Source organism: Paeniglutamicibacter sp. ZC-3 (assembly GCF_025847175.2).
Taxonomy (GTDB): domain Bacteria; phylum Actinomycetota; class Actinomycetes; order Actinomycetales; family Micrococcaceae; genus Paeniglutamicibacter; species Paeniglutamicibacter sulfureus.
The window spans coordinates 43,397-66,460 of record NZ_JAOYTG010000011.1; the positions used below are offsets into that span (position 1 = coordinate 43,397).

21 protein-coding genes are annotated in these 23,064 nt (G+C 67.8%); 12 read left to right on the forward strand and 9 right to left on the reverse strand.

Features of this window, described 5'->3' with window-relative positions; all coding sequences use genetic code 11:
• Positions 1-103 precede the first annotated feature (103 nt).
• Entirely contained in the window at positions 104-781 is a 678-nt protein-coding gene (locus tag OIU93_RS12470) for a Crp/Fnr family transcriptional regulator (protein WP_217390218.1), read from the reverse strand.
• A 208-nt stretch (positions 782-989) separates the two neighbouring features.
• Here OIU93_RS12470 and OIU93_RS12475 point away from each other — a divergent pair, with 208 nt between their 5' ends.
• Complete coding sequence (locus OIU93_RS12475; RefSeq protein ID WP_264270405.1) at positions 990-2,174, forward strand: MarP family serine protease; 1,185 nt, start codon at positions 990-992, stop codon at positions 2,172-2,174.
• A 31-nt stretch (positions 2,175-2,205) separates the two neighbouring features.
• Here the strand turns inward: OIU93_RS12475 and OIU93_RS12480 are convergent, their stop codons facing one another.
• From OIU93_RS12480 to acs, 4 genes are all read right to left on the reverse strand, one after another.
• Positions 2,206-3,201 (reverse strand): DUF2332 domain-containing protein, encoded by a 996-nt coding sequence (locus OIU93_RS12480; RefSeq protein ID WP_264270406.1) that lies wholly within the window; start codon positions 3,199-3,201, stop codon positions 2,206-2,208.
• A complete protein-coding gene (locus OIU93_RS12485; protein ID WP_264270407.1) occupies positions 3,201-3,545 on the reverse strand; it encodes an MmcQ/YjbR family DNA-binding protein in 345 nt (114 codons plus the stop codon). The genes OIU93_RS12480 and OIU93_RS12485 overlap by 1 nt, the downstream gene beginning before the upstream one ends.
• A gap of 55 nt (positions 3,546-3,600) precedes the next feature.
• The gene (gene aroQ, locus OIU93_RS12490; protein WP_264270408.1) at positions 3,601-4,053 is read right to left on the reverse strand and encodes a type II 3-dehydroquinate dehydratase; all 453 of its coding nucleotides are present in this window, start codon (positions 4,051-4,053) and stop codon (positions 3,601-3,603) included.
• Positions 4,054-4,166: 113 nt separating this feature from the next.
• A complete protein-coding gene (gene acs, locus OIU93_RS12495; RefSeq protein WP_264270409.1) occupies positions 4,167-6,152 on the reverse strand; it encodes an acetate--CoA ligase in 1,986 nt (661 codons plus the stop codon).
• Positions 6,153-6,567: 415 nt separating this feature from the next.
• On the opposite strand from acs, the gene OIU93_RS12500 reads away from it, so the two are divergent.
• Genes OIU93_RS12500 through OIU93_RS12510 form a run of 3 tightly spaced genes read left to right on the forward strand, consistent with a single transcriptional unit; the run spans position 6,568 to position 9,805 of the window.
• Positions 6,568-8,304 carry a hypothetical protein gene (locus tag OIU93_RS12500; RefSeq protein WP_264270410.1) on the forward strand — a complete coding sequence of 579 codons (1,737 nt, stop codon included), beginning with the start codon at positions 6,568-6,570 and terminating at the stop codon, positions 8,302-8,304.
• 2 nt (positions 8,305-8,306) lie between these two features.
• Complete coding sequence (nth, locus tag OIU93_RS12505) at positions 8,307-9,092, forward strand: endonuclease III (protein ID WP_264270411.1); 786 nt, start codon at positions 8,307-8,309, stop codon at positions 9,090-9,092.
• Positions 9,089-9,805, forward strand: coding sequence for a CoA pyrophosphatase (locus OIU93_RS12510; RefSeq protein WP_264270412.1), 717 nt, complete (start codon positions 9,089-9,091; stop codon positions 9,803-9,805). The genes nth and OIU93_RS12510 overlap by 4 nt, the downstream gene beginning before the upstream one ends.
• Positions 9,806-9,865: 60 nt before the next feature.
• Here OIU93_RS12510 and OIU93_RS12515 read toward each other — a convergent pair whose 3' ends face one another.
• On the reverse strand, positions 9,866-11,581 hold the full coding sequence (locus tag OIU93_RS12515) for a bifunctional 3'-5' exonuclease/DNA polymerase (protein ID WP_264270413.1): 1,716 nt from the start codon (positions 11,579-11,581) through the stop codon (positions 9,866-9,868).
• A gap of 198 nt (positions 11,582-11,779) precedes the next feature.
• Here OIU93_RS12515 and ssd point away from each other — a divergent pair, with 198 nt between their 5' ends.
• From ssd to OIU93_RS12550, 7 genes are all read left to right on the forward strand, one after another.
• Positions 11,780-13,081, forward strand: coding sequence for a septum site-determining protein Ssd (ssd, locus tag OIU93_RS12520; RefSeq protein WP_264270414.1), 1,302 nt, complete (start codon positions 11,780-11,782; stop codon positions 13,079-13,081).
• Positions 13,078-14,334 (forward strand): TadA family conjugal transfer-associated ATPase, encoded by a 1,257-nt coding sequence (locus OIU93_RS12525; RefSeq protein WP_264270415.1) that lies wholly within the window; start codon positions 13,078-13,080, stop codon positions 14,332-14,334. The genes ssd and OIU93_RS12525 overlap by 4 nt, the downstream gene beginning before the upstream one ends.
• On the forward strand, positions 14,328-15,041 hold the full coding sequence (locus OIU93_RS12530) for a type II secretion system F family protein (protein ID WP_264270416.1): 714 nt from the start codon (positions 14,328-14,330) through the stop codon (positions 15,039-15,041). The genes OIU93_RS12525 and OIU93_RS12530 overlap by 7 nt, the downstream gene beginning before the upstream one ends.
• Positions 15,038-15,583, forward strand: a complete 546-nt coding sequence (locus tag OIU93_RS12535; RefSeq protein ID WP_264270417.1) for a hypothetical protein — start codon at positions 15,038-15,040, stop codon at positions 15,581-15,583. The genes OIU93_RS12530 and OIU93_RS12535 overlap by 4 nt, the downstream gene beginning before the upstream one ends.
• Positions 15,584-15,795: 212 nt before the next feature.
• Positions 15,796-16,017 (forward strand): DUF4244 domain-containing protein, encoded by a 222-nt coding sequence (locus OIU93_RS12540; protein WP_264270418.1) that lies wholly within the window; start codon positions 15,796-15,798, stop codon positions 16,015-16,017.
• 19 nt (positions 16,018-16,036) lie between these two features.
• A complete protein-coding gene (locus OIU93_RS12545; protein ID WP_264270419.1) occupies positions 16,037-16,381 on the forward strand; it encodes a TadE family type IV pilus minor pilin in 345 nt (114 codons plus the stop codon).
• On the forward strand, positions 16,378-16,773 hold the full coding sequence (locus OIU93_RS12550) for an Rv3654c family TadE-like protein (protein ID WP_264270420.1): 396 nt from the start codon (positions 16,378-16,380) through the stop codon (positions 16,771-16,773). Before OIU93_RS12545 ends, OIU93_RS12550 begins: the two co-directional genes overlap by 4 nt.
• A gap of 35 nt (positions 16,774-16,808) precedes the next feature.
• On the opposite strand, the gene OIU93_RS12555 is transcribed toward OIU93_RS12550, so the two are convergent.
• Both OIU93_RS12555 and OIU93_RS12560 read right to left on the reverse strand, forming a co-directional pair.
• Entirely contained in the window at positions 16,809-19,154 is a 2,346-nt protein-coding gene (locus OIU93_RS12555; RefSeq protein WP_264270421.1) for a DEAD/DEAH box helicase, read from the reverse strand.
• A gap of 101 nt (positions 19,155-19,255) precedes the next feature.
• The gene (locus OIU93_RS12560; protein ID WP_264270422.1) at positions 19,256-19,924 is read right to left on the reverse strand and encodes a GNAT family N-acetyltransferase; all 669 of its coding nucleotides are present in this window, start codon (positions 19,922-19,924) and stop codon (positions 19,256-19,258) included.
• Positions 19,925-20,061: 137 nt separating this feature from the next.
• Here OIU93_RS12560 and OIU93_RS12565 point away from each other — a divergent pair, with 137 nt between their 5' ends.
• A complete protein-coding gene (locus tag OIU93_RS12565; protein WP_264270423.1) occupies positions 20,062-20,976 on the forward strand; it encodes a rhodanese-related sulfurtransferase in 915 nt (304 codons plus the stop codon).
• A gap of 178 nt (positions 20,977-21,154) precedes the next feature.
• Here OIU93_RS12565 and OIU93_RS12570 read toward each other — a convergent pair whose 3' ends face one another.
• Positions 21,155-22,969 carry an HNH endonuclease signature motif containing protein gene (locus OIU93_RS12570; RefSeq protein ID WP_264270424.1) on the reverse strand — a complete coding sequence of 605 codons (1,815 nt, stop codon included), beginning with the start codon at positions 22,967-22,969 and terminating at the stop codon, positions 21,155-21,157.
• Positions 22,970-23,064: the final 95 nt, after the last annotated feature.

Consider the following 23,064-nt stretch of genomic DNA (forward strand, 5'->3'; position numbering starts at 1 on the left):
CGTGGGCCGGCCAACGCCGCCCCGGCCGTGATTCGGCTTAAACAGGTGTGGCGGGGTTCCCCCAAGGAGGAACCCCGCCACACCTGTTCCTGCATGGTGCGCTTTAGCGTGAACGCTGGCGCAGACGCTGGATGTCGAGGATCACGACGGCGCGTGCCTCAAGACGCAGCCAACCGCGCTGCACGAACTCGGCCAGGGCCTTGTTCACGGTTTCGCGCGAGGCGCCCACCAGCTGCGCCAGTTCTTCCTGCGTCAGCTCGTGTGCAACCAGGATGCCGTCGGTGGCCGGACGACCGAAGCGGTCGGCCAAGTCCAGCAGTGCCTTGGCGACACGGCCCGGAACATCCGAGAAGACCAAGTCGGCCAGGGACTCGTTCGTGCGGCGCAGGCGCGAAGCCAGGGCCTGCAGCAACTGGACCGAAACCTCCGGGCTGGTCAGGATGACCTTGCGCAGGTTTTCGTGGCGAAGGCCGGCCAGACGCGTCTCGGAGACGGCGGTAGCGGTGGCGTTGCGCGGGCTTGGGTCGAACAAGGCCATTTCGCCGAACAATTCGCCCGGGCCGAGAACGGCAATGAGGTTTTCACGACCGTCCGTGGAAGTGCGCCCCAGCTTGATCTTGCCCGAAACGATGAAGTAGAGCTGGTCGCCCTGGTCGCCCTCGCGGAAGACCGAGGCGCCACGGGACAGATCCACTTCAGATAGTTCTTCAGTCAGTGCAGAGAACACCTCGTCGCTCAATGAAGCGAAGAGTGGTGCTCGGCGCAGTACCTCGATGTCCATAAAATCTCCTGTCAACTGTCGTTAGCGCTCACCTAATTGTGCCGTACGGTTGGCCCATGTGACAGCTTCCACACGCCAAATCAGGCTAAATGTGGTTAGAATCGCGGGCTTCACACAGGCGGCCGGTCTAGACTCGTGGCAACGAATAGTGTTTTGGGCCCCATTTTGGGTCGTGCAACACGGTATGAGGGGCAGGAGTCCACACTGAATGTTGGGATTGACATGGCTGGACCTGCTGCTCATCATCTCCTTGATCAGCTTTTTGGCCTCTGGCCTGCGTAAAGGCTTCTTTGTCACGCTTGGGGCGATCGTTGGTTTCCTCGCCGGTGGAATAGCCGCGTTCTACGGAATCCCGCTCGTATCGACGTGGGTGACGAACCCGGGATGGCGAATCTTCTGGATTGTTGCCGCCGGGTTGATTTTCATCTTGATTGGCCAGGGAATCGGGATGGCCATCGGCTCCCGAATCCGCTTATGGCTGAACTTCCCGGTGCTGAAGACCTTTGACAGGTTGCTTGGCGGCGTTGCCAACACCGTTATGGCGGCCCTGGTGATCTCCGCAATCGCACTTTCGGCAGCGACGATGGGCGTGCCCTGGGTTTCCCAGCAAGTGGCAGACTCACGGGTTCTGACCACGATCCAGGCCTGGACGCCGAAGCCGATCACCAATTTTGTCACCGAGGCCCGCGCCCAGGTCATGGGCCAGACGCTTCCGGAACTTTTTGAGCCTTTTGCCCCAAAGGTCGCCATCGACGTTCCCGAGCCGGAGGACCTTGGCAGTGGCGTCGAGGCGGCCGAGGGATCGGTCGTCAAGATCATTGGCACTGCCTACGCCTGCGGCGTGAACCAGTCCGGTTCCGGCTTTGTCTATGCATCGGACCGGGTGATGACCAACGCGCACGTGGTTGCCGGGATCACCGAGCCGTCCGTGACCACTCAGGATGGGCAAGTGCTCTCGGGAAGCGTCGTGTACTTCGACTCCGTTGCCGACATAGCCGTCCTGGAGGTGCCGGGACTTGGCTTGAAGCCGCTGGAGCGCGGTGAGGACCTGGAGCGCGGTGACACCGCGGCATTCCTGGGCTACCCCGGGGGCGGGTCGTTCCGCGCCATGGGAGCGGTGGTCGAGTCCCTGAGCACCGTCTCGATCCAGAACATCTACGGCGCCGAACCGACGCCGCTGCGCATCTACCAGCTGGCCGCCAAGGTCGAGCAGGGCAACTCCGGCGGACCGGTGCTCAATTCCCAGGGCCGCGTGGTGGGCATGGTCTTCGCCAAGGCCAAGGGCGCCGCAGACGTCGGCTACGCACTGGCCCTTGAAGAGCTCGACGCGGCACTGGAAAAGTCCGAAGGATCCAGGGAAGCGGTTCCCACGGGCGCTTGCTCGCCGCACTAAGCGCACGGGCCCGATGCTGCCGCCACCTGGCTTAGAGCCAATCGAGCTGTGCCCCATGCTGCCCGGTGCGGGCCAGGGGGACCCTGTCCAGTGCCAGCGTGAAGTGGTTGCCCTCGGAATTCTCCCGGGTCTGGTTCGATCCATCCATGAAGAACGCCTCGTTGGAAATCCAGCGGCAGCCCAGAGTGGCGATGGTTTCTGCAAAGCGGGTCCGCCGCGGCTCGTCCAGGTAGGCCAGCACCGCCGAGTGCATGACCACCGGCACTGCATGTTTCGGCGCCGCCTCGACCAGCTCGACAATGCGTTCGTTCAGGTCCCCGGACAGGATCAGTGGCGGTCCCGCGACCCCTTGCATTTCACCCGACTTCAGCGTGGCCAAGGTGGCCAGGGCGGCATCCAGCTGCTCGAGGCGTGCCTCCTGCCCGGGCCAGACCAGGGCCCGGAGCCACGCCACGGTGTCAGGATCGGTGCCGTCCAACGGGTTCAGGTCGACCCCTGCCCGCCAGGCGATATCGGGCAGGGCCGGGGGGATCGGCGGATTGCCGGTCGTGGTGCAGCGCAGCAACGGGGAACCGGTGCCCAGCCGCGGCGCTCCGTCGTAGGAGTAGGAATAGAGATCCGGCAGCAGGCACAGGCCCGCGGACGGGCCCACCTCAATCAACGCCAGGGGGCGTTTTTCCTGCTCCTCCACCATCGCCAGGGCCGGCAGCAGCGTGGCGCAGCGCCCGGCCTCGTTGGTCTGCGTGGCGCGGCCCATGATGATCCGGCGGACCTCCGGCCAATGACGGCCGAGGTAGCTCTCCAGGACTGGAAATGGTTCGTCGGGGCACCCGTGGAAGCGCGCAGCGGCAAAGACCAAGTTGGGCTGTCGTTTGGGCGCGGGCAGGTCCGCGATGAGTTCCAGCAGTGCCTTGCTGCCGGCGACCCCTCCGGCCCACTGGCTGTACAGCTCGCTGTGCCCGGTGAACCAATGCCGGGCGTAGTCGAGGTACAGCTCCGCGGCGGCCTGCGTGGATTCGTTGCCCATCAGCCCGCCTCCGAGGTGTCGTGTCGCGGCAGGTCTGCTGAAACGGTGCCGCCTGCCAGCCGGTGCGATTCGAGCAGGAGCTCCTCGAGCTCGGCGAGGTCGATGCGTTCGAGCCTGACCAGCAGCAACATTGGCGAGCGCCCATGGTGCGGTGTCCAGAAGTAGGTGCCGGGGTCCATGGCCGCCAGGGCCTCGCGCTCAGTGGTTTTCACCGTGAGCACATCGTCTTCCCACATGCGGGCCATCAGGGTCTTGGCGAACCACGCCGGACGTTGCCAGCTGGGTCTTTCGACGACCCCTGGAAGGGCCAGGCACAGCCTGCGGACGTCGTCTTCGGTGCTCATGGCCCCACGATACCGATCCGGCCCGCCGCGGCACAGGGGCCACGGGCGCCGGGGGCTACTTCCCGGCGAGGTGGATGAGCTGCTGGACGCCCAGGACATACCCGTTGACGCCCGCGCCCACAATGATGGAGGCCGCCACCGGGGAAATATAGGAATGGTGGCGGAAGGCCTCGCGGCGGTGCACATTGGAGATGTGGACCTCGATCACCGGCAGCTGGACGCCGGAGATGGCGTCGGCCAGGGCCACGGAGGTGTGGGTGAACGCACCGGGGTTGAACACGATGCCCGCCACGGCGCCCCGGGCCGCATGGATCGCGTCGATGAGCACGCCCTCATGGTTTGACTGCAGGAACTCCACCTCGTAGCCCGCCGTCCCGGCGGCGGCACGGCAGAGCTCCTCGACATCGTTCAGGGTCTCGTGGCCGTAGATCTCCGGCTCCCGGGTGCCCAGGAGGTTGAGGTTCGGGCCGTTGAGGACCAGGATGCGCGGGGTGTTGTTTTCACTCATGGAACCACTGTAGGCAGTCAGCGTGGTTCGGGCCGTGGCGGCAAGCCGTTCTTGCGTTAAATGACGGGAGGGGGAGGAGCCGAAGCCCTTCCCCCCGCCCGTCGGTGCAGGTGCTACTTGCGCATCGATTCGGCGATCTGCGTCATCACGGTGTTGTCGGCCAGCGTGGTCGCGTCCCCGACCTCGCGCCCCTCGGCGACGTCCTTGAGCAGGCGGCGCATGATCTTGCCCGAGCGGGTCTTGGGCAGCTCCGGGACCACCAGGATGTGGCGCGGCTTGGCGATCGGGCCGATGTCCTTGCCGACGTGGTTGCGCAGCGTGGCCACGACGTCCTCGCCTGCTTCCGGCTCGATCTGCAGGATCACGAACGCGACAACGGCCTCGCCGGTGGTCTCGTCCTTGGCCCCGACGACGGCTGCCTCGGCCACGTAGGGGTGGGCGACCAGCGAGGATTCGATCTCGGTGGTGGACAGGCGGTGCCCGGAAACGTTCATGACGTCGTCCACCCGGCCCAGCAGCCAGATGTCGCCGTCCTCGTCTTTCTTGGCGCCGTCGCCGGCGAAGTACATGCCCTCGAACCGGGACCAGTAGGTGTCCTTGTAGCGGTCCATGTCGCCCCAGATGCCGCGCAGCATGCCCGGCCACGGGTCGCGGATGACCAGGAAGCCGCCCTCGCCGTTGCCCACGGAAACGCCCATCTCATCGACCACGTCCACGGTGATGCCGGGGACCGGCGTCTGCGCGGAGCCGGGCTTGGTGGCGGTGACCCCGGGCAGCGGGGCGATCATGTGCGCGCCGGTTTCGGTCTGCCACCAGGTGTCGACGATCGGGGTCGGGTGATCCTTGCGTTCCCCGTTTTTCCCGTTGTTGGTGCCGATGACGTCGCGGTACCACATCCACGCCTCGGGGTTGATGGGTTCGCCCACCGATCCGAGCACGCGCAGGGACGAGAGATCGTAGGAATCCGGGATCTGCCGCCCCCACTTCATGAAGGTGCGGATGGCGGTGGGTGCCGTGTACAGGATGGTGACCCCGTACTTTTCGATGATCTCCCACCAGCGGCCCTGGTGCGGGGAATCCGGGGTGCCCTCGTACATGACCTGGGTGGCGCCGTTGATCAGCGGGGCGTAGGTGACGTAGGAGTGGCCGGTGACCCAGCCGATGTCGGCGGTGCACCAGAACACGTCCGACTCGGGGTGCAGGTCGAAGGTGTCGCGGTGGGTGGCGGCGGCCTGGGTGAGGTAGCCGCCGGTGGTGTGGATGATGCCCTTGGGCTTGCCGGTGGTGCCGGAGGTGTAGAGCACGAAAAGCGGGTGCTCGGCCTCGTGGCCGACCGCGGTGTGCTCGACGTCGGCGGTGTCGATCGTCTCGGACCACCACTTGTCCAGGCCGTCGTTCCAGGCGACGTCCTGTCCGTTGCGCTTGACCACCAGCACGTTCTCAACCGTGTGGCCTTCCTTGGCCAGGGCCTCGTCGACGGCGGGCTTGAGCGCCGAGGGCTTGCCGCGGCGCCAGGTGCCGTCGGCGGTGACCACGAGCTTGGCCTGCGCATCGTCGATGCGGCTGCGCAGGGCGTCGGCGGAGAAGCCGCCGAAGACCACCGAGTGGATGGCGCCGATGCGGGCGCAGGCCAGCATGGTGATCACTGCCTCGGGGATCATCGGCAGGTAGACGGCGACGCGATCGCCCTTGGCCACGCCGAGGGACTCGAAGGCGTTGGCGGCCTGCTTCACCGCGGTGGTCAGCTGTGCGTAGGTGTAAGTGCGGGTGTCGCCCGGCTCGCCCTCGAAGTGGATGGCGACGCGGTCGCCGAGCCCGTTTTCGACGTGGCGGTCCAGCGCGTTGTAGGCGGCGTTGACCTTGCCGTCGGCGAACCACTTGGCCACCGGGGCGCCCGACCAGTCGAGGACTTCGGTGAAGTCGGTCTCCCAGGTCAGTGTCTTGCGTGCCTGGTCGGCCCAGTAGCCCAGGCGGTCCGCCGTGGCGGCCTCGTATTGCGCGGACGATCCAATGGCATTGGCCGCGAACTCCGCGCTCGGGGCGAAGGAGCGGGTTTCATGCGAGAGGTTGTCAAGCGTGGGGGTGTGGGTATCCGACACGGGTTTTGGTCCTTCCGATAACAAACAAATGGGTCTTGTGATTCAGGTTACAGCCGCGCGGCCCGTCGGGGTGTGGCCCGTCACAAGTATGACAGTGGAGGGTGGCGATTGTGCGCCGAGCGGCATCCCGATGGCGTTCAGCGGTCCCGGGCGGGCCGTCTTGGAGCGCCGCTTGACCGCAGTCCGCTGCGGCGGGCATCAACCTGCCGCACCGCGCCGGCAGATGCGAGCCGAAAGGCGACCCGGTGTGCCGAAACACGCCGGTTGTGCCGCTGCGCGGATAGTGTTGTCAGTAGCCTTTGCCTTTCCGGCCAACCCGGACAACGGCCGCCCGGATCACGGGTGTGCCGCGGGATCACATGCCGGTGCCGGCGCAGGGACAGAACGCAACACATAGCAGAAGCGGGGTCTTCATATGGATAAGGTGCACGCCAAGGCACAGGGTTCGCAACCCGGGCACACGCTCAAGCCGCTCCTCGGGCCGCTGTCGATGCGCGACGCCCTTGTCATTCTCGGCGGGGTGTTGGTGCTAGTGGGGTCGTTGATCCCGATCCCGTGGAACAGGTCCGTCTCGGTGAACATGTGGATCTTTCCGGGACTGCCCTTCCACCTCTTTGTCTCGCTGCTGCTGCCGCTGGGGATCGCCGTCGGGTTCCTGTGGCGCCGGCTCACCGGCCGCACCCGCGTGCGCGTTGCCTCGCTGAGCCTCGACCAGGCAGGTTCGGTGGTGGCCCTGTTCGCTGCCGCCTACTTCTTCAACTCCTACGTGGCCTCCATGTCCCCGGCCTACCTGATCGGGCTTCTCGGTGCGTTGGCCATGATCGCCGGCACCACTCTTGCCACCTACCTGGGAATCTTCCGCCGCGACTTCGTGTCCGGCGGCGACTCGGTGCTCGGTGCCGATGTGCACCCGGTGGCGCTGGCCCCCAAGGAGTCTGCGGTGAAGAAGGCCGAGTCCACCGACGGGCAGGCCGCCGAGGCCGAATCCGAAAGCTTCGGCGCAAGCAGTGCCGGCGGCGCCGGGACAGCTTCCGCCCGACGACCCGGCACGCCCGGGCCCAACAGGTCCGAAGGCCACCGGGAGTCCGCCTCGGCTTCCGCACCCGTCGCCGGTGCCGTGGCCGGTGCCGTGGCCGGCGCGGGGGCCGCTGCGGCGGCCGCCGGGGTTGCGGCGCCCGCACCGGCCCCCGTGAAGGATTTCCCCGCTCCGGAGCACGAATCGACGCCTGCCGCCACGCAACGCCGGGGTTCCGAGGCCGCTGCCTCAGCTACAGCTGACAAAGATGCCGACTCGGCTGAGCCGGCATCGGTGAAGCCGGAGGCACCCCACGCACAGAAGGCGGAAGCCCGCGACGGGCAGCAAGCCCACGGTGCGTCGGACGATGTCAACCAGGACCAGACGAATGCCGCGCACCCGCTAACGGAATGGAAGTCGGTCGCCGAAGCCAAGACCGGCCACCAGTCCGAGTCCGCTTCCGCTGCGGAGACCGGTGCCGGGACGCGCACCGATGCGCAGGCAGCCTACGCCGACAGCCTGCCCTCGACCCAAGGCGCGGAACCCCAGGACGCCGCGACGGACTCCGCCGCCGAAAACCCCTCGAAGCCCGAGGTGGCTGGAGCCGCCAGCGGAACCGCGGCGGTGCAGGGTGCCGGACGCAGCGGCAGCACCGATGCCGATGCCACGTCAGGTCGGGATCCCGAGCCCGCTGCCGCAGAGAAGGCCCCCGAGCCCGAGCCACCCGCTGCCACGGGTGCGGACGCCGGGTCGAATCAATCCGCACACCCGTCGACCATGGCCACGCCCCTGACCGGCGCCGACATCAAGGCCACCGCAGCTCTCTCGCGGGCCGACATCGCCGCCCACCAAGCTGCCGTGGAACGCGCCAAGGCCGAGTCCGAGTCCTCCTTCGGGGCCAAGGCCGAGGTCCACGACCACGACGGCCATGACGGGGAAGCCACCAGCTTCTGGTTTGCACTGAATCACCCGCGCCCGGTCTTCCATCCGGCCAACGGCACGATGCTTTCCACCGCGCACCCCGGGGTCTGGATCCTGTGCCTGGAGGATCGCGGCACCGAGTACCTCATCAGCCTCGCCGACGGCAGGCAGGCAGTGCTGCGCAACCTGGACGACCTGCAATTCCCGGACAAATAGCCATGCAGGGCGACGAAACCCCGCTGGGGCGCAAACGCCGGGCGCGCAAGATCAACCGCGTCCTGGCGCAGGCCTACCCGTATGCGGTCCCGGAACTGGACTTCACCAACGCCTTCGAACTGCTGGTGGCCACGGTGCTTTCCGCCCAGACCACCGACGTGCGGGTCAACGCGGTCACCCCGGCGCTCTTTGCCGTCTACCCCGACGCCCTGGCGATGAGCCAGGCGGAGCCCGAGGTCCTGCAGGAGCTGATCCGTCCCACCGGGTTCTTCCGCGCCAAGTCCAACTCGCTGCTGGCCCTGTCCACGCGCATCGTCGACGAGTACGACGGAGTGGTTCCCGGGCGGCTCGAGGACCTGGTGACCCTGGCCGGGGTGGGGCGAAAGACCGCGAACGTGGTGCTGGGCAACGCCTTCGGGGTCCCGGGCATCACCGTCGACACCCATTTCATGCGCCTGGCCCGCCGCTTCGGCTGGACCAGGGAGAGCGACCCGGTGAAGATCGAGCACGCGGTCGGCGAGCTCTTCGACCCGAAGGACTGGACCATGCTCAGCCACCGCGTGGTGTTTCACGGCCGCCGGGTGTGCCACGCCCGCAAACCCGCCTGCGGCGCCTGCCCGCTGACCACGCTCTGCCCTTCCTATGGGGAGGGCGAGACCGATGAGGCGAAGGCCGCCAAGTTGCTCAAGTACGAACTGGCTCCGGGGCGCGAGGAACTGTTGGAGCGGATGCGTGCAGGGGCCACCCGCCGCGAGCTGCGCGCCGAAGGGTACGGTTTGGAGGCATGAGCGTACGCGAGGAATTGCTGGCCATGATCCAGGCGAAGGCGCACCTTGCCGGCCGCGGCCCGGAACAGGCGACCAAGATGCCCAAAAGCTGGGTGTTCAACCCGCTGGATCCGGCCAGCGCACGGCACGCGGCGGTGCTGATCCTCTTCGGCCGGCTTGACGACGTGCCGGCTGCCAGCGGGGTGAGGTCGGTCCCCGACGACCTTGACGTGCTCTTCGTGACGCGCGCCGACACGCTGCGCAAGCACGCCGGCCAGGTCGCCTTTCCCGGCGGGAAGGTGGACCCGGAGGACGAGGACGCGATCGCCGCGGCCCTGCGCGAGGCCCGCGAGGAGACCGGACTGGATCCGGCGGGCGTGGAGATCCTCGGGGTGCTGCCCGATGCGGAGCTGCCCATCACCAACTTCGTCGTCACCCCGGTCATCGGCTGGTGGCAGCAGACCTCGGAGGTGTTCGTGGTGGACGTGGCGGAATCATCCGCCGTCTTCCGCGCCCCGGTCGCCGACCTGCTGGACCCCGCCAACCGGGTCTCGGCCGTCGTGGAGCGCGACGGGCAGCGCTTTTGCGCCCCCGCCTTCGACGTGGCCGGCGGCTTCATCTGGGGCTTCACCGGCATCCTGCTGGACAGGATCTTCAACGACCTGGGCTGGACGCTGCCCTGGGATGCGGAGCGCGAGGTCTCGGTGGCCGTCGGCGACCGGCGCGCACCCTAGCCCGACCCTAGTCCGACGCTAACCCGACCCTGACTGACCCTCCCCGCAGCCCGATGCCCGCTACTTGGCCTGGTCGTAGGAATCCACGACCACGGCGGTGACGGGGAAATCCACCGGGATCTGCCCGAAGAGCAGTTCCGAGGCCGCCCTGGCCGAGGCCTGCACCAGCTCCACCACGGTGTCTGCCTGCTCGGCCGGGACATGGAGCATGATCTCGTCGTGCAGGAAGAACACCAGCTCGCCTGTCTCGATGCCCGCCGTCCTTCCGGCGTTCAGGCGTCTGCGCAGCTCGCCCATCCAGCACAGCGCCCACTCGGCGGCGGTGCCCTGGACGATGAAGTTGCGCGTGAAGCGCCCGCGGGAACGCCCTTCCGTCTCCACTGCGCGCTGCTCGGACTCCGATGAGGCCCGCGACTTGGCCTGGCGCCAGGCAGCCGGCACCTCGGGGGTGCCCCGGCCCAGGTAGGTGGCCACCGACGCCCCCGTCTCTCCCTGCGCGGCCGCCCACTCCACCAGGCCCACGGCGCGCGGGTAGGTGGCCTTGAGCTTGGGCATCAGTCGTCCCGATTCCCCCGTGGTCGCCCCGTACATCGCCCCGAGCATGGCGATCTTCGCATGCGCGCGGTCACCGCCGAACCCGGCATCGGCGATGCCCTGGTACAGGTCCTGTCCGCGGGCGGCGGTGGCCAGCGCGTCGTCCCGGGAAAGCGCTGCCAGGATGCGCGGCTCCAGCTGCGCAGCGTCGGCCACCACCAGCACCTTTCCCGCATCGGCGCGCACGGCCGAACGGACCTGGTGCGGGATCTGCAGCGCCCCGCCGCCGTGGGAGGCCCAGCGCCCGGTGACCACCCCGCCGACGATGTATTCGGGGCGGAAGCGCCCCTCATGCACCCAGCGGTCCACCCACGCGTAGCCGTTGGCGGTGGCCAGCCGCGCGATCTTCTTATAGGCCAGCAGCGGCTCGATCACCGGGTGCTTGATCTCCGTCAGCTCCCAGGCACGGGTGTTGGACACCGCGATGCCGGCCCGGTTCATGGCCTTGAGCAGTTCGGCGGGCGAATCCGGGTTCAGCCCCGGGGCATCGAGCAGGGCGCGCAGCTGCGCGGCCAGTTCCTCCATGCGTGGCGGGCGCACCCCGGCCGGAACACGTTCGCCCAGCGCCTCGGCCAGCAGCCGGTGGTGCTCCGCCACGTCCCAGGGCACCCCCGCATGGGTCATTTCTGCGCCGATGAGGGCCCCTGCCGACTCGGCCGCCAGCAGCAATCCCAGCCGGGCCCCGCGTTCCGTCTCGGGAACCGCGGCGCGCTGGGCCCGGAACTCCTCCAGCACGTTCTCCAGCGCCCCTGCCTGGTCCTTGGGTTCGGAAAACAGTTCTCCCTGGTTCTCCGAGACCCGGGCAGGGGGCAGCAGGTGCGCGGGGGCCGCGGTGGAGAGATCGGCCAGGGCACGGACGGAATCGATGTAGCCGCCCTGCTCAGCGTAGGGCGCGTTGCGCAGGATGGCGCGGACCAGGCCCAGGTCGTGGACCCGCTCGATCCGCACCCCGGCGGACAGCAATCCCGGGTACCAATCGTGCACCGAGTCGAAGACCCAGCGCGGCCTGCGCGAGGCCTCCAGCTCCGCCACCACGGCGGGCAGGGAATTGCCGTACACCTGCACCGGGGGCATCAGGGCGGTGCCCGCCGCATCGATGAGCTGCACCACGGCGGTGGCCGAACCGGCTTCGGACTCGGGCTGGGAGATGGAGTGGGTGGCCACTACCGCAAATTGCTGCACGCTCCATTCTCGCAGTTTCCCCACCCGCCCCGGTCCCCACGACTTCCCCCTGTGCTTGCCCTCCGCTCTTGCCCGCGGCGCGGGCCTTCCCGCTTTCCCTCTTTCCCGCACACCTGGCATCCGGCCCGGCGGCCGGTTGTCCTCCGCCGGCGCCCAAGGGGCTTCACCCCGGGACCGGGCGGGCACACGCTGGAAGGCATGAACGAAGAGATGCGATTTGTGGCCCGGCTGCCCGGTCCCGGCCAGCGAACCCTGCAGCTTCCGGCACTGCGGGCAGCCCGGGCGCGACAAGATGCGCGGGAGCGGGAGCGGGAGCTGGAACCTGAACGCGTCCCCGCACGGGAAGGGGAGCAGGAAATGGGCGGGACCCCGGAACCGGCCGATGCGCCGCGCACGCATCCCGTGGAGGTTCCCCGGATGCGCGCGGGGTCCAGGCCGGCGGAATTGGCCAGGTGCATCCTGCTCAGCCGCGACGTGGAGCTCGCCCAGGCGCTGGCCTCGGTTGCCGTGGGTGCCGGAGTCCAGCTGCTGCCCTGCCGGGAGGTGGAACAGGCAGCCGCCTACCGCGACGAGGTGATCCTGGTGGGGCAGGACGCCGTGGGGGAGATCGGCTCACGGCTGGCGGCCTCCACGCTGATTCTCGTCGGGACCGAGGAACACCAGGACGTGCTCTGGCGAGCTGCCGCCACCAGCCCCGGCGCCCGCGTCGCGGTGCTTCCGGCGGCCGCGGCCTGGCTCGGGGAATACCTGGGCGAACTGGGGCTGCACTCCGGGCGCGCCCGCATCACCCTTGTCGCCGGGGCCGGCGGAGGGGCAGGGACCAGCACGTTTGCCTCCCTGCTGGCTGCCACCGCGACACTGGAGGGATCACGCACGCTGCTGCTCGATGCCGACCCGCATTCGGCAGGGCTGTGGCCCATGCTCAAGCCCCGGGATCCGGACGGGCTGGGCTGGGAGGACCTGGAAAGCTCACGGGGCCAGCTCTCCCCGGGCCAACTGGCCGAGATCCTGCCGCTGGCCCAGGGCACCGCGGTGCTGTCCTGGGTGCGGAATCCCGGGAGCTTCGTGCCCTCCGAGGCACTGCTGGCCGAGGTGCTGGCAGCTTCCCGGCGGATCTACGACCACATCGTGATCGATGCCGGACATGTCACCGGGGTCCCGGCATCCGTGGCGGCGCTGGCCAACACCCGATTGCTGCTGCTCGCGGCCCGGTCCTCCAACGCGGTGGCCGGCACCGGGCGGCGGCTGGCCGATCGCCTGGGGGAACGTGCGGGGGACTGGAACCTGGTCCTCACCGGCAAGCTCGCCTCCGGGACCGACACCCGCGCGCTGGCGCAACGCGCCGGCATCGGGCTCGGCGGATACTTCGCACCCAGCCGGGCCATCGCACGCGGCGCCGCGGACGGATCGCTGATGAACGTGTTGGTGCGCCGCTCGCTGAGGCGCAACGTGGCCATGTTGGGCCAGGGACCTGCAACCGAATCGGGGCAGGCGGCATGACCGCGGACGCACCCGGAACAACCGGCGGGCCGGCCGTCGGCGGTGAACGCCGCGGACGCAGGCGCTGGGAAGCCGGCTCCCCGGCCCCTGCCCAGGGCGCTGCCGCGCCCGACCGGGTGCTGGAGGAGGTCAGGCTGCGGGCCATGGGACAGGGAGGCGGCCTGAGCGAAGTGGACCTGGCATCGGCGGTGCGGGCATCGGGACGCGTCATGGGCGCGGCCAGCAGCACCGAGATGCTGCGCAGCCTGAGCGACGACATCCACGGGCTGGGCATCCTTGAACGCCTGGCCCAGGTCCCCGGGACCACCGACATCCTCATCGACGCCAACGGCCGGGTCTGGGTGGACGGCAGCGCCGGGCTGCACGCCTCCGACCTTGGCTTCACCGAGCCCGGGCAGATCCGCGCCCTGGCCGTGCGCCTTGCAGCGGCAGGGGGACGGCGGCTGGATGACGCCCAGCCCTTCGTCGACGTCTCCCTGGGCAACTACCGCATCCACGCGGTGCTGCCCCCGATCTCCACCGGCGGGCCGCTGCTGTCCATCCGCATCAAGGGCAACCGGAACCAGCGGCTGGAGACGCTGGTTGCGGACGCCGGTTGGCTCGCGGCGCTGGGGGCCATCGTGGCGGCGAAACTGAATTTCCTGGTCTCCGGCGGCACGGGGGCGGGCAAGACCACGCTGCTGGCTGCCATGCTGGCCCGGGTGCCCGGCGACGAACGGATCCTCGTGGTCGAGGACTCCCAGGAACTCGCCCCGGCGCACCCGCACCTGGTGGGCCTGCAAAGCCGCGGCGGGAACGTCGAGGGGGCAGGGGAAATCGGCATGGACACCCTGGTGCGCCAGGCACTGCGCATGCGCCCCGACCGTTTGGTGGTCGGCGAATGCCGGGGAGCGGAGGTGCGCGAGTTCCTCGGCGCCATGAACACCGGCCACGAGGGGGCCGCAGGCACCGTACACGCAAACAGCGTTACCGCCGTGCCGGCACGGCTTGCCGCCATGGGGGCACTGGCGAACATGGACGCGGCCGCCACCGCGCTGCAGGCAGCCAGTGCCCTGGACGTGCTCATCCACGTCTGGCGGGACCCTGCCACCGGCACCCGCGGACCCGTGCAGCTGGGCAGGGTGGTGCTCACCGACGCCGGGAACCTGGCCGTGCGCATGATCCGGGAAACCGGGCCGGGGAACTGCGACGCCGAGGCCATTGACTGGTTCAGGACCCGACTGCAGGCAGCGGGGGAGTCCAGCCCATGGTGACCCTCGCCTGTGCCGTGCTCCTGCTGGGGGCCGCAACCTGGCTATGGCCGGCCCCCGGACATCGCCGCAGCGGGCCGATTGGCGCTATCGCCCGCCCTGAAAGAAAGCGTCGGCGGCGGGCCAACCTCGCCACCGACGCCGAGGGCTATGCCAAGCTGGTCCGCCAGCTCGCTGCCATGCTGCGCGCCGGCACCAGCCCCGCCTCCGCCTTCGGGCTGCTGCAAACCATCTGGGTCGTGGACTCCACCCGGACCGCCACCGACATCCACGCCGGCTGCACCCGGGCCCTGGCCCAATGGCACACCGGCGGGACCCTTCAAGACGGACTGGCGGCCCACGCGGCGGCATACCCCGGCCACGGACGGCTCTGGACACGTCTGGCCTGGTGCTTTGCCATCAGCGAGGAATCGGGGGCGGCGCTCGCCGACCTCCTTGACACCCTGGCCGAGGAAGCGGAGACCGCCGCTGACATGCACCGCGCCCTCGAGGCGGCTCTCGCCGGACCACGGGCCACTAGCCGGCTGCTGACCTACCTGCCCGGGATCGGGCTGGGACTGGGACAACTGCTCGGCATCAACCCGCTGGCGGTGCTCACGACCCATTCGGTGGGCCGGGTGGCGCTGGTCTGTGGTGCGGCATTGTGGCTGGGCAACCGGATCTGGTGCGCACGGATGCTGCGCTCCATCACCAACAAGGTGCCCTCGTGATCGGGTCCCTGGCCGCCGTGCTCCTGGCCGGGGCGGCGGTGTGGATGGCGATTTCAGCACCCGGCGGTTTCCGTGTCGCGGGCGGCGGCGGCAAGGCCGCCACTGTCCGCGGCCGGCCGACGCCCCCGTCCGAACCTGTGCCGCTGGTGCTGGAAATGTGTGCCACGCTGCTGGAATCGGGGCTGCCGGTCCGGGCCGTGCTGCGGATCATCGGCGCCAACGTCCCGGGGTACGGGTCCCTGTTGCGGGTCTCGCGCGCGATGGACCTGAACGTCGGATGGGACAGGGCTTGGAGCCAGGGCACCGGACCGGCCGGGGAACTCGAGCAGACGCTGCGCTTCACCCAGCTTTCCGGCGCGCCGGCGGCCGCCCTGCTGCGTTCGTCCGCAGCCGCCGCGCGCAAGCGTGCCGTCAGGGAAGCCGAGGCACGGGGAGCGGAATTCGGCATCAAGCTGGTGATCCCGCTGGGGGTGTGCGCACTGCCGGCCTTCATTGCCCTGGGCGTGGTGCCCGTCGTGATTTCCCTGATGCCGCACTTCTAACGTCAGGTGCTTCCCCGCACCCGGTCCGGACCTGTCCGGGTGCCGAGACCCGGCCGCGGTTATCCCCAGCAAGTGCCCGGCCCGTCCCCGTGCCGTCAGCCAAGGCACAGACTCTAATCGGGAGCCGCCCATCGCCCGCCATCAGGGCCACCGGCCAGCCCCATCCCCTTCCAGGAGCAACCGATCAACAAGCACAAGCAAAGGACAAGACCATGGACAACAACAACAACAACGCCCCGGGCCACATCGACCTGCACGATCGCACCGAGCCGTCCGCCGGCCTGCTGAACGACGAGGAAGGCAGCACCACCGCTGAATTCGCCATCGTCACGCTGGCCGCGGTGGCCTTCGCCGGCCTGCTGGTGAGCATTCTCTCCAGCGGCGACGTACGCGGACTGCTGATGGGCCTGATTCGCCAGGCCCTGTCCTTCTAGGGAAAAGGGAGCAGGCGCCATGGCCAGGCAATCAGAGACCGGCAGCAGCACAGCCGAAGTGGCAGTGCTGCTGCCCGCCGTGGCCATCTTGCTGGCCGTGGTCGCGGGGGCAGGAGCCGTGGGAGGTGAGCAGGTGCGCATCCAGCAGGCCGCCAGTGCCGCGGCCAGGGAACTGGCTCGCGGCTCCGACTCCGGGACGGCCACGGGCACCGCGCACCGCATTGCCGGTGGCCAGATTAACGTGAGCTGTGGCCAATCCGGCGGATACGGCCATGTCGTGGTTCGGTCCGGGGTTCACTTGCCACTGCTTGGCGAGGTCGAACTCCGGGCCGAGGCCAGCGCGCGCACGGAGCAGCAGTCATGAGCCAGGCGACGAACCAAGCGCAACGCGGCAGCGGAACCGTTCTCATGCTGTCCGTGGTGTGCCTGGCCGCGCTCGGGCTGGTGGTGGTGCTGATGTTCACCGCGGTGGCCCAAGCCGGGGCCAAGGCGGGCACAGCGGCCGATCTGGCGGCCCTGGCCGCAGCGGACGCCGCCCGCCGCCTGCTTCCGGGTGATCCGTGCGGGGTCGCCGCCAGCACAGCCGCTGCCAATGCGGCCACCCTGACCAGCTGCAACCGTCAGGGAAAGGGTGGGGAAGTGGTGACGGTGGAAGTCCACGTGTCGGTCTCGCCGGTTGGCTGGCTGCCGCCGGTGACCCGCGCCACCTCGGTGGCACGGGCGGGACCGCCGCCGCAACCCTGGCGCGGTCCCTGACCGCGCGTCGGTGAAACCCCGCGGGCGGTACGGGCCTATCCTTTCGGGACTGGCCCGGCCGCCCGTTGGGCTTCCTGCAGGAGGGCGGTGAGCAGGCGCACGGCACCTGCCTTGTCCAGCGGGTTGTTCTTGTTGCCGCACTTGGGGGATTGCACGCACGAAGGGCATCCGGTGGCGCATTCGCAGGCGGCGATCGCGTCGCGGGTGGCGCGGATCCAGGTGCGCGCCTTGTCGAATCCGCGCTCGGCGAATCCGGCGCCGCCGGGGTGCCCGTCGTACACGAAAATCGTTGGCATGCCGGTGTCCATGTGCAACGCCGTTGACACGCCGCCGATGTCCCACCTGTCGCTCGATGCCACCAGTGGGAGCAACCCGATGGCGGCATGTTCGGCCGCATGCAGGGAGCCGGGGAATTCCTCCGGGCTGATCCCGGCCGCCAACAACCTTTTCTCCGGGATGGTGAACCACACCGACTTGGTGTGCAGGTCCCGCGCCTCCAATTCAAGTGGTTCCTCGGAGAGGATTTCGTTGCTCATGACCGACTTGCGTTGGAAGGAAACCACCTGGGTGGTCACCACCACGTCGCCGAAGTTCGCGGTGATTGGGCCCCACGCCTCGGAACGGTCGGTCTCGATGACCTCGACCGTGGTGATGTCCCGGGCCTGGGTGTAGAAGTCCGGGTTGGCGCGGGTGACCATGACGCAATGGTCGGTTTCGTTGAGCTCGTCAACCACATAGGTGGCTCCCTGGTGCACGTAGATGGCACCGTTGTGCGCCTGGTAGTGGGTCTGCGGCGAGTCCATGGTTCCCAGCAGGGCACCGGTGTCCGACTCGATGATGCTCACCGGCCCGCCGCCATCGGCGCGCAGATTCACCATGGAAGCTGCATGTTCGGGGTGCGTCCAGAACCAGCCGGCCGGGCGACGGCGCAGGAAGCCGCGCTGCACCAGGGATTCGAGCAGGCCCTGCGCGGAGGGCCCGAAGGCGGCAAGGTCCTCGACCCGCAGCGGGAGTTCCTCTGCTGCGGCGCACAGATGTCCGGATAGGACATAGGGATTCTCCGGGTCGAAGACCGTGGCTTCCACGCCGGCCTCAAAAATGGCTTCGGGGTGGTTGACCAAATATGTGTCCAGCGGGTCGTCGCTGGCCACCAGGACAGCAAGCGAATCTTGCCCGGCGCGTCCGGCCCGGCCGATCTGTTGGAAGAACGAGGCCCTGGTCCCTGGCCAGCCGGCCACCAGCACTGCGTCGAGTCCCGCGACGTCGATGCCCAGTTCGAGGGCGGATGTCGAGGCAACGCCGAGCAGGGTCCCGTTGCGGAGCGCGTTTTCGAGCTCCCTGCGCTCGGCGGGCAGGTACCCGGATCGGTAGGCGGCCACCCGGTCCGGAAGGGAAGGATGGACCTGGTCCACCATGGAGCGGGTAATGGTGGCAATGGTTTCCGCGCCGCGTCGGGACTTGATGAACGCCAGTGTCCGCACCTGGGAACAGACAAGGTTGGCCAGCAAGTTTGATGTTTCGGCAATCACCGTGCGGCGGGTTGGTGCTCCGTTTTCCCCATGTAGCTCGGTCAGGGGCGGCTCCCACAGGGCAATGGTGACCGAGCCCTTGGGGGAGAAGTCGTTGGTGACCTCCCTGGCTGGGGCGCCGATGAGCCGGGAGAAGGACTCGGCCGGATCCGCGCTGGTTGCGGAGGCACCGATGAACACGGGGTCGGCCCCGTAGTGCGCGCAGATCCTGCGCAGTCGGCGCAGCAAGTTTGCGATGTTGGAACCGAAGACACCCCGGTAGGAATGTGCCTCGTCGATGACGACGAATTTGAGCCGGCGCAACACCCGTGCCCACCAGGTGTGGTTGGGAAGGATTCCGAAGTGCAGCATGTCGGGGTTGGAGAGAATGAAGTTCGAGTGGTCACGGATCCAGCGACGGGCCGATATTTCGGTGTCTCCGTCATAACCGGCGGCCCGCACCGTGGGCAGCCGGTAGCCCTCGATGGCCTTGAGCTGGTCGGCGGCCAGCGCCTTCGTGGGTGCCAGATAGAGCACGGTGGCATCGTTCGGCACCAGGCTGGCCTGGTTTTCCAAGGACGAGGTGTGGATCGCATTGAGGGCGGGAAGCTGGTAGGCCAACGATTTGCCCGAGGCGGTGCCCGTCGCAACGATAGTGTGATGGCCTTCTTGGGCGAGGGTCGCGGCCTGTACCTGGTGCAGCCATGGGGATGACACGCCGGTGCGTTCAAAGGCGGTCCTGACGTCCGGGTGTACCCACTCCGGCCATGGGCCGGGCAAAGCCTCCCTGGCCTCGATGATTCGGGAATGGAGCAGTGCCTGGGGTGTTGGCCCGTGGCCGAGCTGGGCGATCTGTTCCGAGTAAGCATTCACTGATTCATTGTGGCATCGCTGGGAAGCTCCGGCAGCCAGGCCACAAAAAAGTGGCGGGCCTCGCATCAGCGAGACCCACCACTTCCAGGCACCCGAGCAGGTTAGGCTTCCTGGGTTCCTTCAAAGAGTACGACGTTGCCCAGATCGGTCCAGCCGAGGGACTTGTAGAGCTGCTGCCCGTCGATGCTGGCGATCAGCAGACCCTCCTCGACATCGTGCTCCAGCGCCAGGGAGACCAATGCGCGCATCGTCAGGCTGCCCAGGCCGCGACGGCGGAAATCCGGCGCCGTGATGATGCGGTCAAAGATCGCGTAGCCGTTCACGGCCGACACGTGGCCACTGGCGGCCACCACCTCGGGGTCTTCGTCAGGGTGGATGGAGACGTAGGCGTGGGCCTGGTCGCGTTCGATCTGGAACGAGAAGCCGTCGTAGGGACGGGGCTCCTCGACATCGTGGCCGCCCATTTCCGTGACCATCAGGACCTCATCGGCATTGAGTACCTTGAGTCCGGCCGCCCGGGCAGCGTCAACCAGTGTGGTGGTCTCGTTGGCGAACGCAGTCAGCCGACGCTTGGGGTGCTTGTGCAGCGTCTCGGCAACAGCCACCAATTCCTCATTGGATGGCTCGAAAATGACGTACTCCCAGTCGCCCGAGGTGTCGTGGCGCAGGGCGGCATGGACGCGGCCCTCGTGCCTGCTCTCGTAGCCTCGTGCACCAGCCCAGCCCGTAACCCATGTGCCGATTAATTCATCGCTTGCAGAAGATCCCATATTCAGACCCTACCCCGTGAACTGCCTACATGCCGTGCATTTAGGCGAACTGTTGCAACCTTGAAACACAGCGTTCACCCGGTGATGGTTGCCACTTCACGTGCGCCACGTGGATTCTAGGCCATACCCTTAATAGCGTGTCGCAGAACCGAATTGTCTTGTATTACGCCTTTACCCCGCTAGCCGACCCCGAGGCCGTGCGCCTTTGGCAGCGAGCCCTGCTTGAGAGGTGGGGCCTGCGAGGCCGCATCATCATTTCCAGCCACGGCATCAATGGAACTGTCGGCGGTGAGATCAAGAACGTCAAGGCCTACGTCAAGGCCACCCGGGAGTATCCGGCCTTCAAGAAAATGGACATCAAGTGGTCGGAAGGCTCGGCTGAGGACTTCCCCCGGATTTCCGTAAAGGTCCGCGACGAAGTAGTTTCCTTTGGTGCCCCGGGTGAATTGGAAGTCGACGAAAACGGTGTGGTGGGCGGCGGAATCCACCTGAAGCCCGAGGCCCTGCACGAACTTGTTGAAACCAAGAAGGCCGCGGGCCAGGACGTGCTCTTCTTTGACGGACGCAACGCCTTCGAAGCACAGATCGGCAAGTTCAAGAACGCCATTGTGCCCGACGTCGATACGACCCATGACTTCATTGCCGAGATCGAATCGGGCAAGTACGACGACATGAAGGACCAGCCGATCGTCACCTATTGCACCGGCGGCATCCGCTGCGAGGTGTTGTCCTCGCTCATGGTCAAGCGCGGCTTCACGGAGGTCTACCAGATGCAGGGCGGCATCGTGCGCTACGGGGAGACCTACGGCGACAAGGGCCTATGGGAAGGATCACTGTACGTGTTCGACAAGCGCATGCACATGGAGTTCAGTGAGGACGCAGTGACCATTGGGCAGTGCGTGGGCTGTTCGGCCCCCACGAACAAATTCGAGAACTGCTCCAACTTGTCCTGCCGCAACCTACGGCTGTTCTGCGCCGACTGCGCTGCCGATGAGAAGCTGCGCCAGTGTCCGGAATGTGTCGCGGAAGCCAAGGACCGCATCGAGGTGTAGTAAACGGTTTGCGAATTCCGGGATCACGCGGTGACAGGTCCCGAACTCCTCGGCTCCTCATGGGGCGGCTCGCTTCCAGCCAGTGCTGGGCGAGTCGTCCTTTTTCATGCCCGAATCCCGGCTCTCGGTCCTGCTGAAAACGGCTCCGTCGATGGGCCACAATTCAGGGAACCGAATCCTAGAACAGCGGCGGGGTGGGGCTGTTGCTTCGCCAGTAGTTGTTGCGCCGGGGCTTCTGTTCGGGGTCCATGAACTTGGGCAGGATGACGCTGAAGAGTCCGTCGGTGTCGCGGACGACTGTCATGAGTCCGGTGTGGAAGCCGTGATGGGCCGAGGTGCATGCCGGGACGCCCGAATTGACCTCAGTCTTCCCGCCCGTGGCGAATGGTTGGAAATGGTGGATTTCACAATGCTCGGGAGGCACGGTGCAGCCTGGCACGATGCATCCGCCGTAGATGCCGAGGATGATTTCGCGCATGTAGTCGGGGAAGAAGCGTTGCTCCTGCCCGAGATCCAGGATCTGGCTGTCACCGCCCATGACCGCGGGGATGGCTCCGCCGTTGCATAGGGCCTGGCGCAATTCCGCGGGGGAAAGTTGTTGGCCGTGGTTGGTGAGGCCGTGGGTGTCGGCCAGGCCTTGGAGTTCGGCAAGGGTTGCAATGATGAGGGTCTTGGGTGAGGGCAGACCTGTGGTCTTCTTCCCGTTGCTCGGTTTGCCGGCGGTCTTGATGAGGTTCATCAGGCCTTGAAGATGTCGTTGGGGCGGCGTCAGTCCGTCTGTTCCCAAGGACGTCGAGTTCATGGTGACCGGATCACCGGCCCCCAAGCCGTTTCCCTTGGTTCGGGTGGCTCCATCTGGGTTGCCGGAGAACAGATTGTTCGGGTTGATCTCGAGGGAGTCCAAGGAAAGGGAGTTGACGATCGCCTGGTCGGTCAATGGCTGGCCGGTGGCGGCGTCGACGAGAAAGTCCGGGAACCTCGCACCGGCACCGGCACCGGCGCCAGCGTTCGTCGACTGGTCGGCGGATTCACTGGAAGTGCCGCCATGGCCATTGGCGTCTTCGGCCGTGGCGAGGGCTTGTTGGAGCAGCCCGTCGCGGTCCCCGGCCTTGGTCCGGGGATTGTCGGTTTGTGCGCAGAGGGCCAGAAGGGTAGCGGTGTCGGCCGGGAGGGTACGGAGCAGGAATTCGCCGATACCGCCGGTGGTCCCACGGTAGAAGAGCCCGACCTTGGTGCGCAGGATTTCCGCGGGGACGTCCTTGATGCCGTGTTCGAGCGCGGTCCGGATGCCGGCGAGAAGCTTGGCGGTGGTGCGGGGATCCTCGCGGCGGACGGATTCGGCGACCTGTGCCTCCAGCTGCCCGGACAGCACGGCAGGGTCTGGTTGCTGGTTGATGTGGGGCGTGAGTTTTTCGAGCCTGCGGGCGGCGGCGCCAATTTCCTTCGGGTCGGCGGTGCCGTTGGCGAAGTCTTCCGCCAGGAGCGGGAAGCGGGGTGGCTGCTCAATGCCGTGGATGTCGGTGCCCGGCAGCAGGAGGTCGATGCTGTTGACACGCTCGCGGGCCTGGAAATATCCCACGTTCAGGGTCCCGGCGAGCAGTTCGGCGGTGTCCCGGAAGACGAGGCGCCCGGTGGGTACGGTGGCCGGGTCCGCCGGCAATTCCAGGGTGCCGTCGTTGTATGCTGCCGGGTCGCGGTGGATGGCGGCGATGGCGTCGAAAGTGGCCTCGGGCAGTTCGTGGGCCAGGGTGCGCCTGGCGGTGTCGGCGGCCAGCAGTTGCGCGTGTGCGGCTGCGCGGTGTCCGTCCTCGGCGGCGTGGGCGAAGAGCAACGCGGCGGTGGGGGAGGTGGTGCTGGCGGCAACGCGTCGGGACAGGTCCCGGATGATGCGCTGGGCCTCCAGCAGGGCGCGCAGCTCATCGTCCGGGGCCAAGGAGTGCCCCGGATTGCCACGGGTGCCCGTGGCCAGTGCGATGAACCGGTCGGTGTCCATGTCCACCAGCATGCACCCCGCTGGCGATTGGCGGGCGCGGGATTCAGAAACTGTGGACAACTACGCAGCAGGGATGCAGGTGAGGCGCAGCCCCC

Bases quoted from the DNA above. Each gene is read 5' to 3' on its own strand.
- OIU93_RS12540 (WP_264270418.1), top strand. From the start codon at position 15,796: ATGGACAACAACAACAACAACGCCCCGGGCCACATCGACCTGCACGAT.
- aroQ (WP_264270408.1), bottom strand. From the start codon at position 4,053: ATGAGTGAAAACAACACCCCGCGCATCCTGGTCCTCAACGGCCCGAAC.
- OIU93_RS12545 (WP_264270419.1), top strand. From the start codon at position 16,037: ATGGCCAGGCAATCAGAGACCGGCAGCAGCACAGCCGAAGTGGCAGTG.
- OIU93_RS12570 (WP_264270424.1), bottom strand. From the start codon at position 22,969: ATGGACACCGACCGGTTCATCGCACTGGCCACGGGCACCCGTGGCAAT.
- OIU93_RS12510 (WP_264270412.1), top strand. From the start codon at position 9,089: ATGAGCGTACGCGAGGAATTGCTGGCCATGATCCAGGCGAAGGCGCAC.
- ssd (WP_264270414.1), top strand. From the start codon at position 11,780: ATGAACGAAGAGATGCGATTTGTGGCCCGGCTGCCCGGTCCCGGCCAG.
- nth (WP_264270411.1), top strand. From the start codon at position 8,307: ATGCAGGGCGACGAAACCCCGCTGGGGCGCAAACGCCGGGCGCGCAAG.
- OIU93_RS12500 (WP_264270410.1), top strand. From the start codon at position 6,568: ATGGATAAGGTGCACGCCAAGGCACAGGGTTCGCAACCCGGGCACACG.
- OIU93_RS12525 (WP_264270415.1), top strand. From the start codon at position 13,078: ATGACCGCGGACGCACCCGGAACAACCGGCGGGCCGGCCGTCGGCGGT.
- OIU93_RS12550 (WP_264270420.1), top strand. From the start codon at position 16,378: ATGAGCCAGGCGACGAACCAAGCGCAACGCGGCAGCGGAACCGTTCTC.
- OIU93_RS12475 (WP_264270405.1), top strand. From the start codon at position 990: ATGTTGGGATTGACATGGCTGGACCTGCTGCTCATCATCTCCTTGATC.
- OIU93_RS12485 (WP_264270407.1), bottom strand. From the start codon at position 3,545: ATGAGCACCGAAGACGACGTCCGCAGGCTGTGCCTGGCCCTTCCAGGG.
- OIU93_RS12530 (WP_264270416.1), top strand. From the start codon at position 14,328: ATGGTGACCCTCGCCTGTGCCGTGCTCCTGCTGGGGGCCGCAACCTGG.
- OIU93_RS12560 (WP_264270422.1), bottom strand. From the start codon at position 19,924: ATGGGATCTTCTGCAAGCGATGAATTAATCGGCACATGGGTTACGGGC.
- OIU93_RS12470 (WP_217390218.1), bottom strand. From the start codon at position 781: ATGGACATCGAGGTACTGCGCCGAGCACCACTCTTCGCTTCATTGAGC.
- OIU93_RS12480 (WP_264270406.1), bottom strand. From the start codon at position 3,201: ATGGGCAACGAATCCACGCAGGCCGCCGCGGAGCTGTACCTCGACTAC.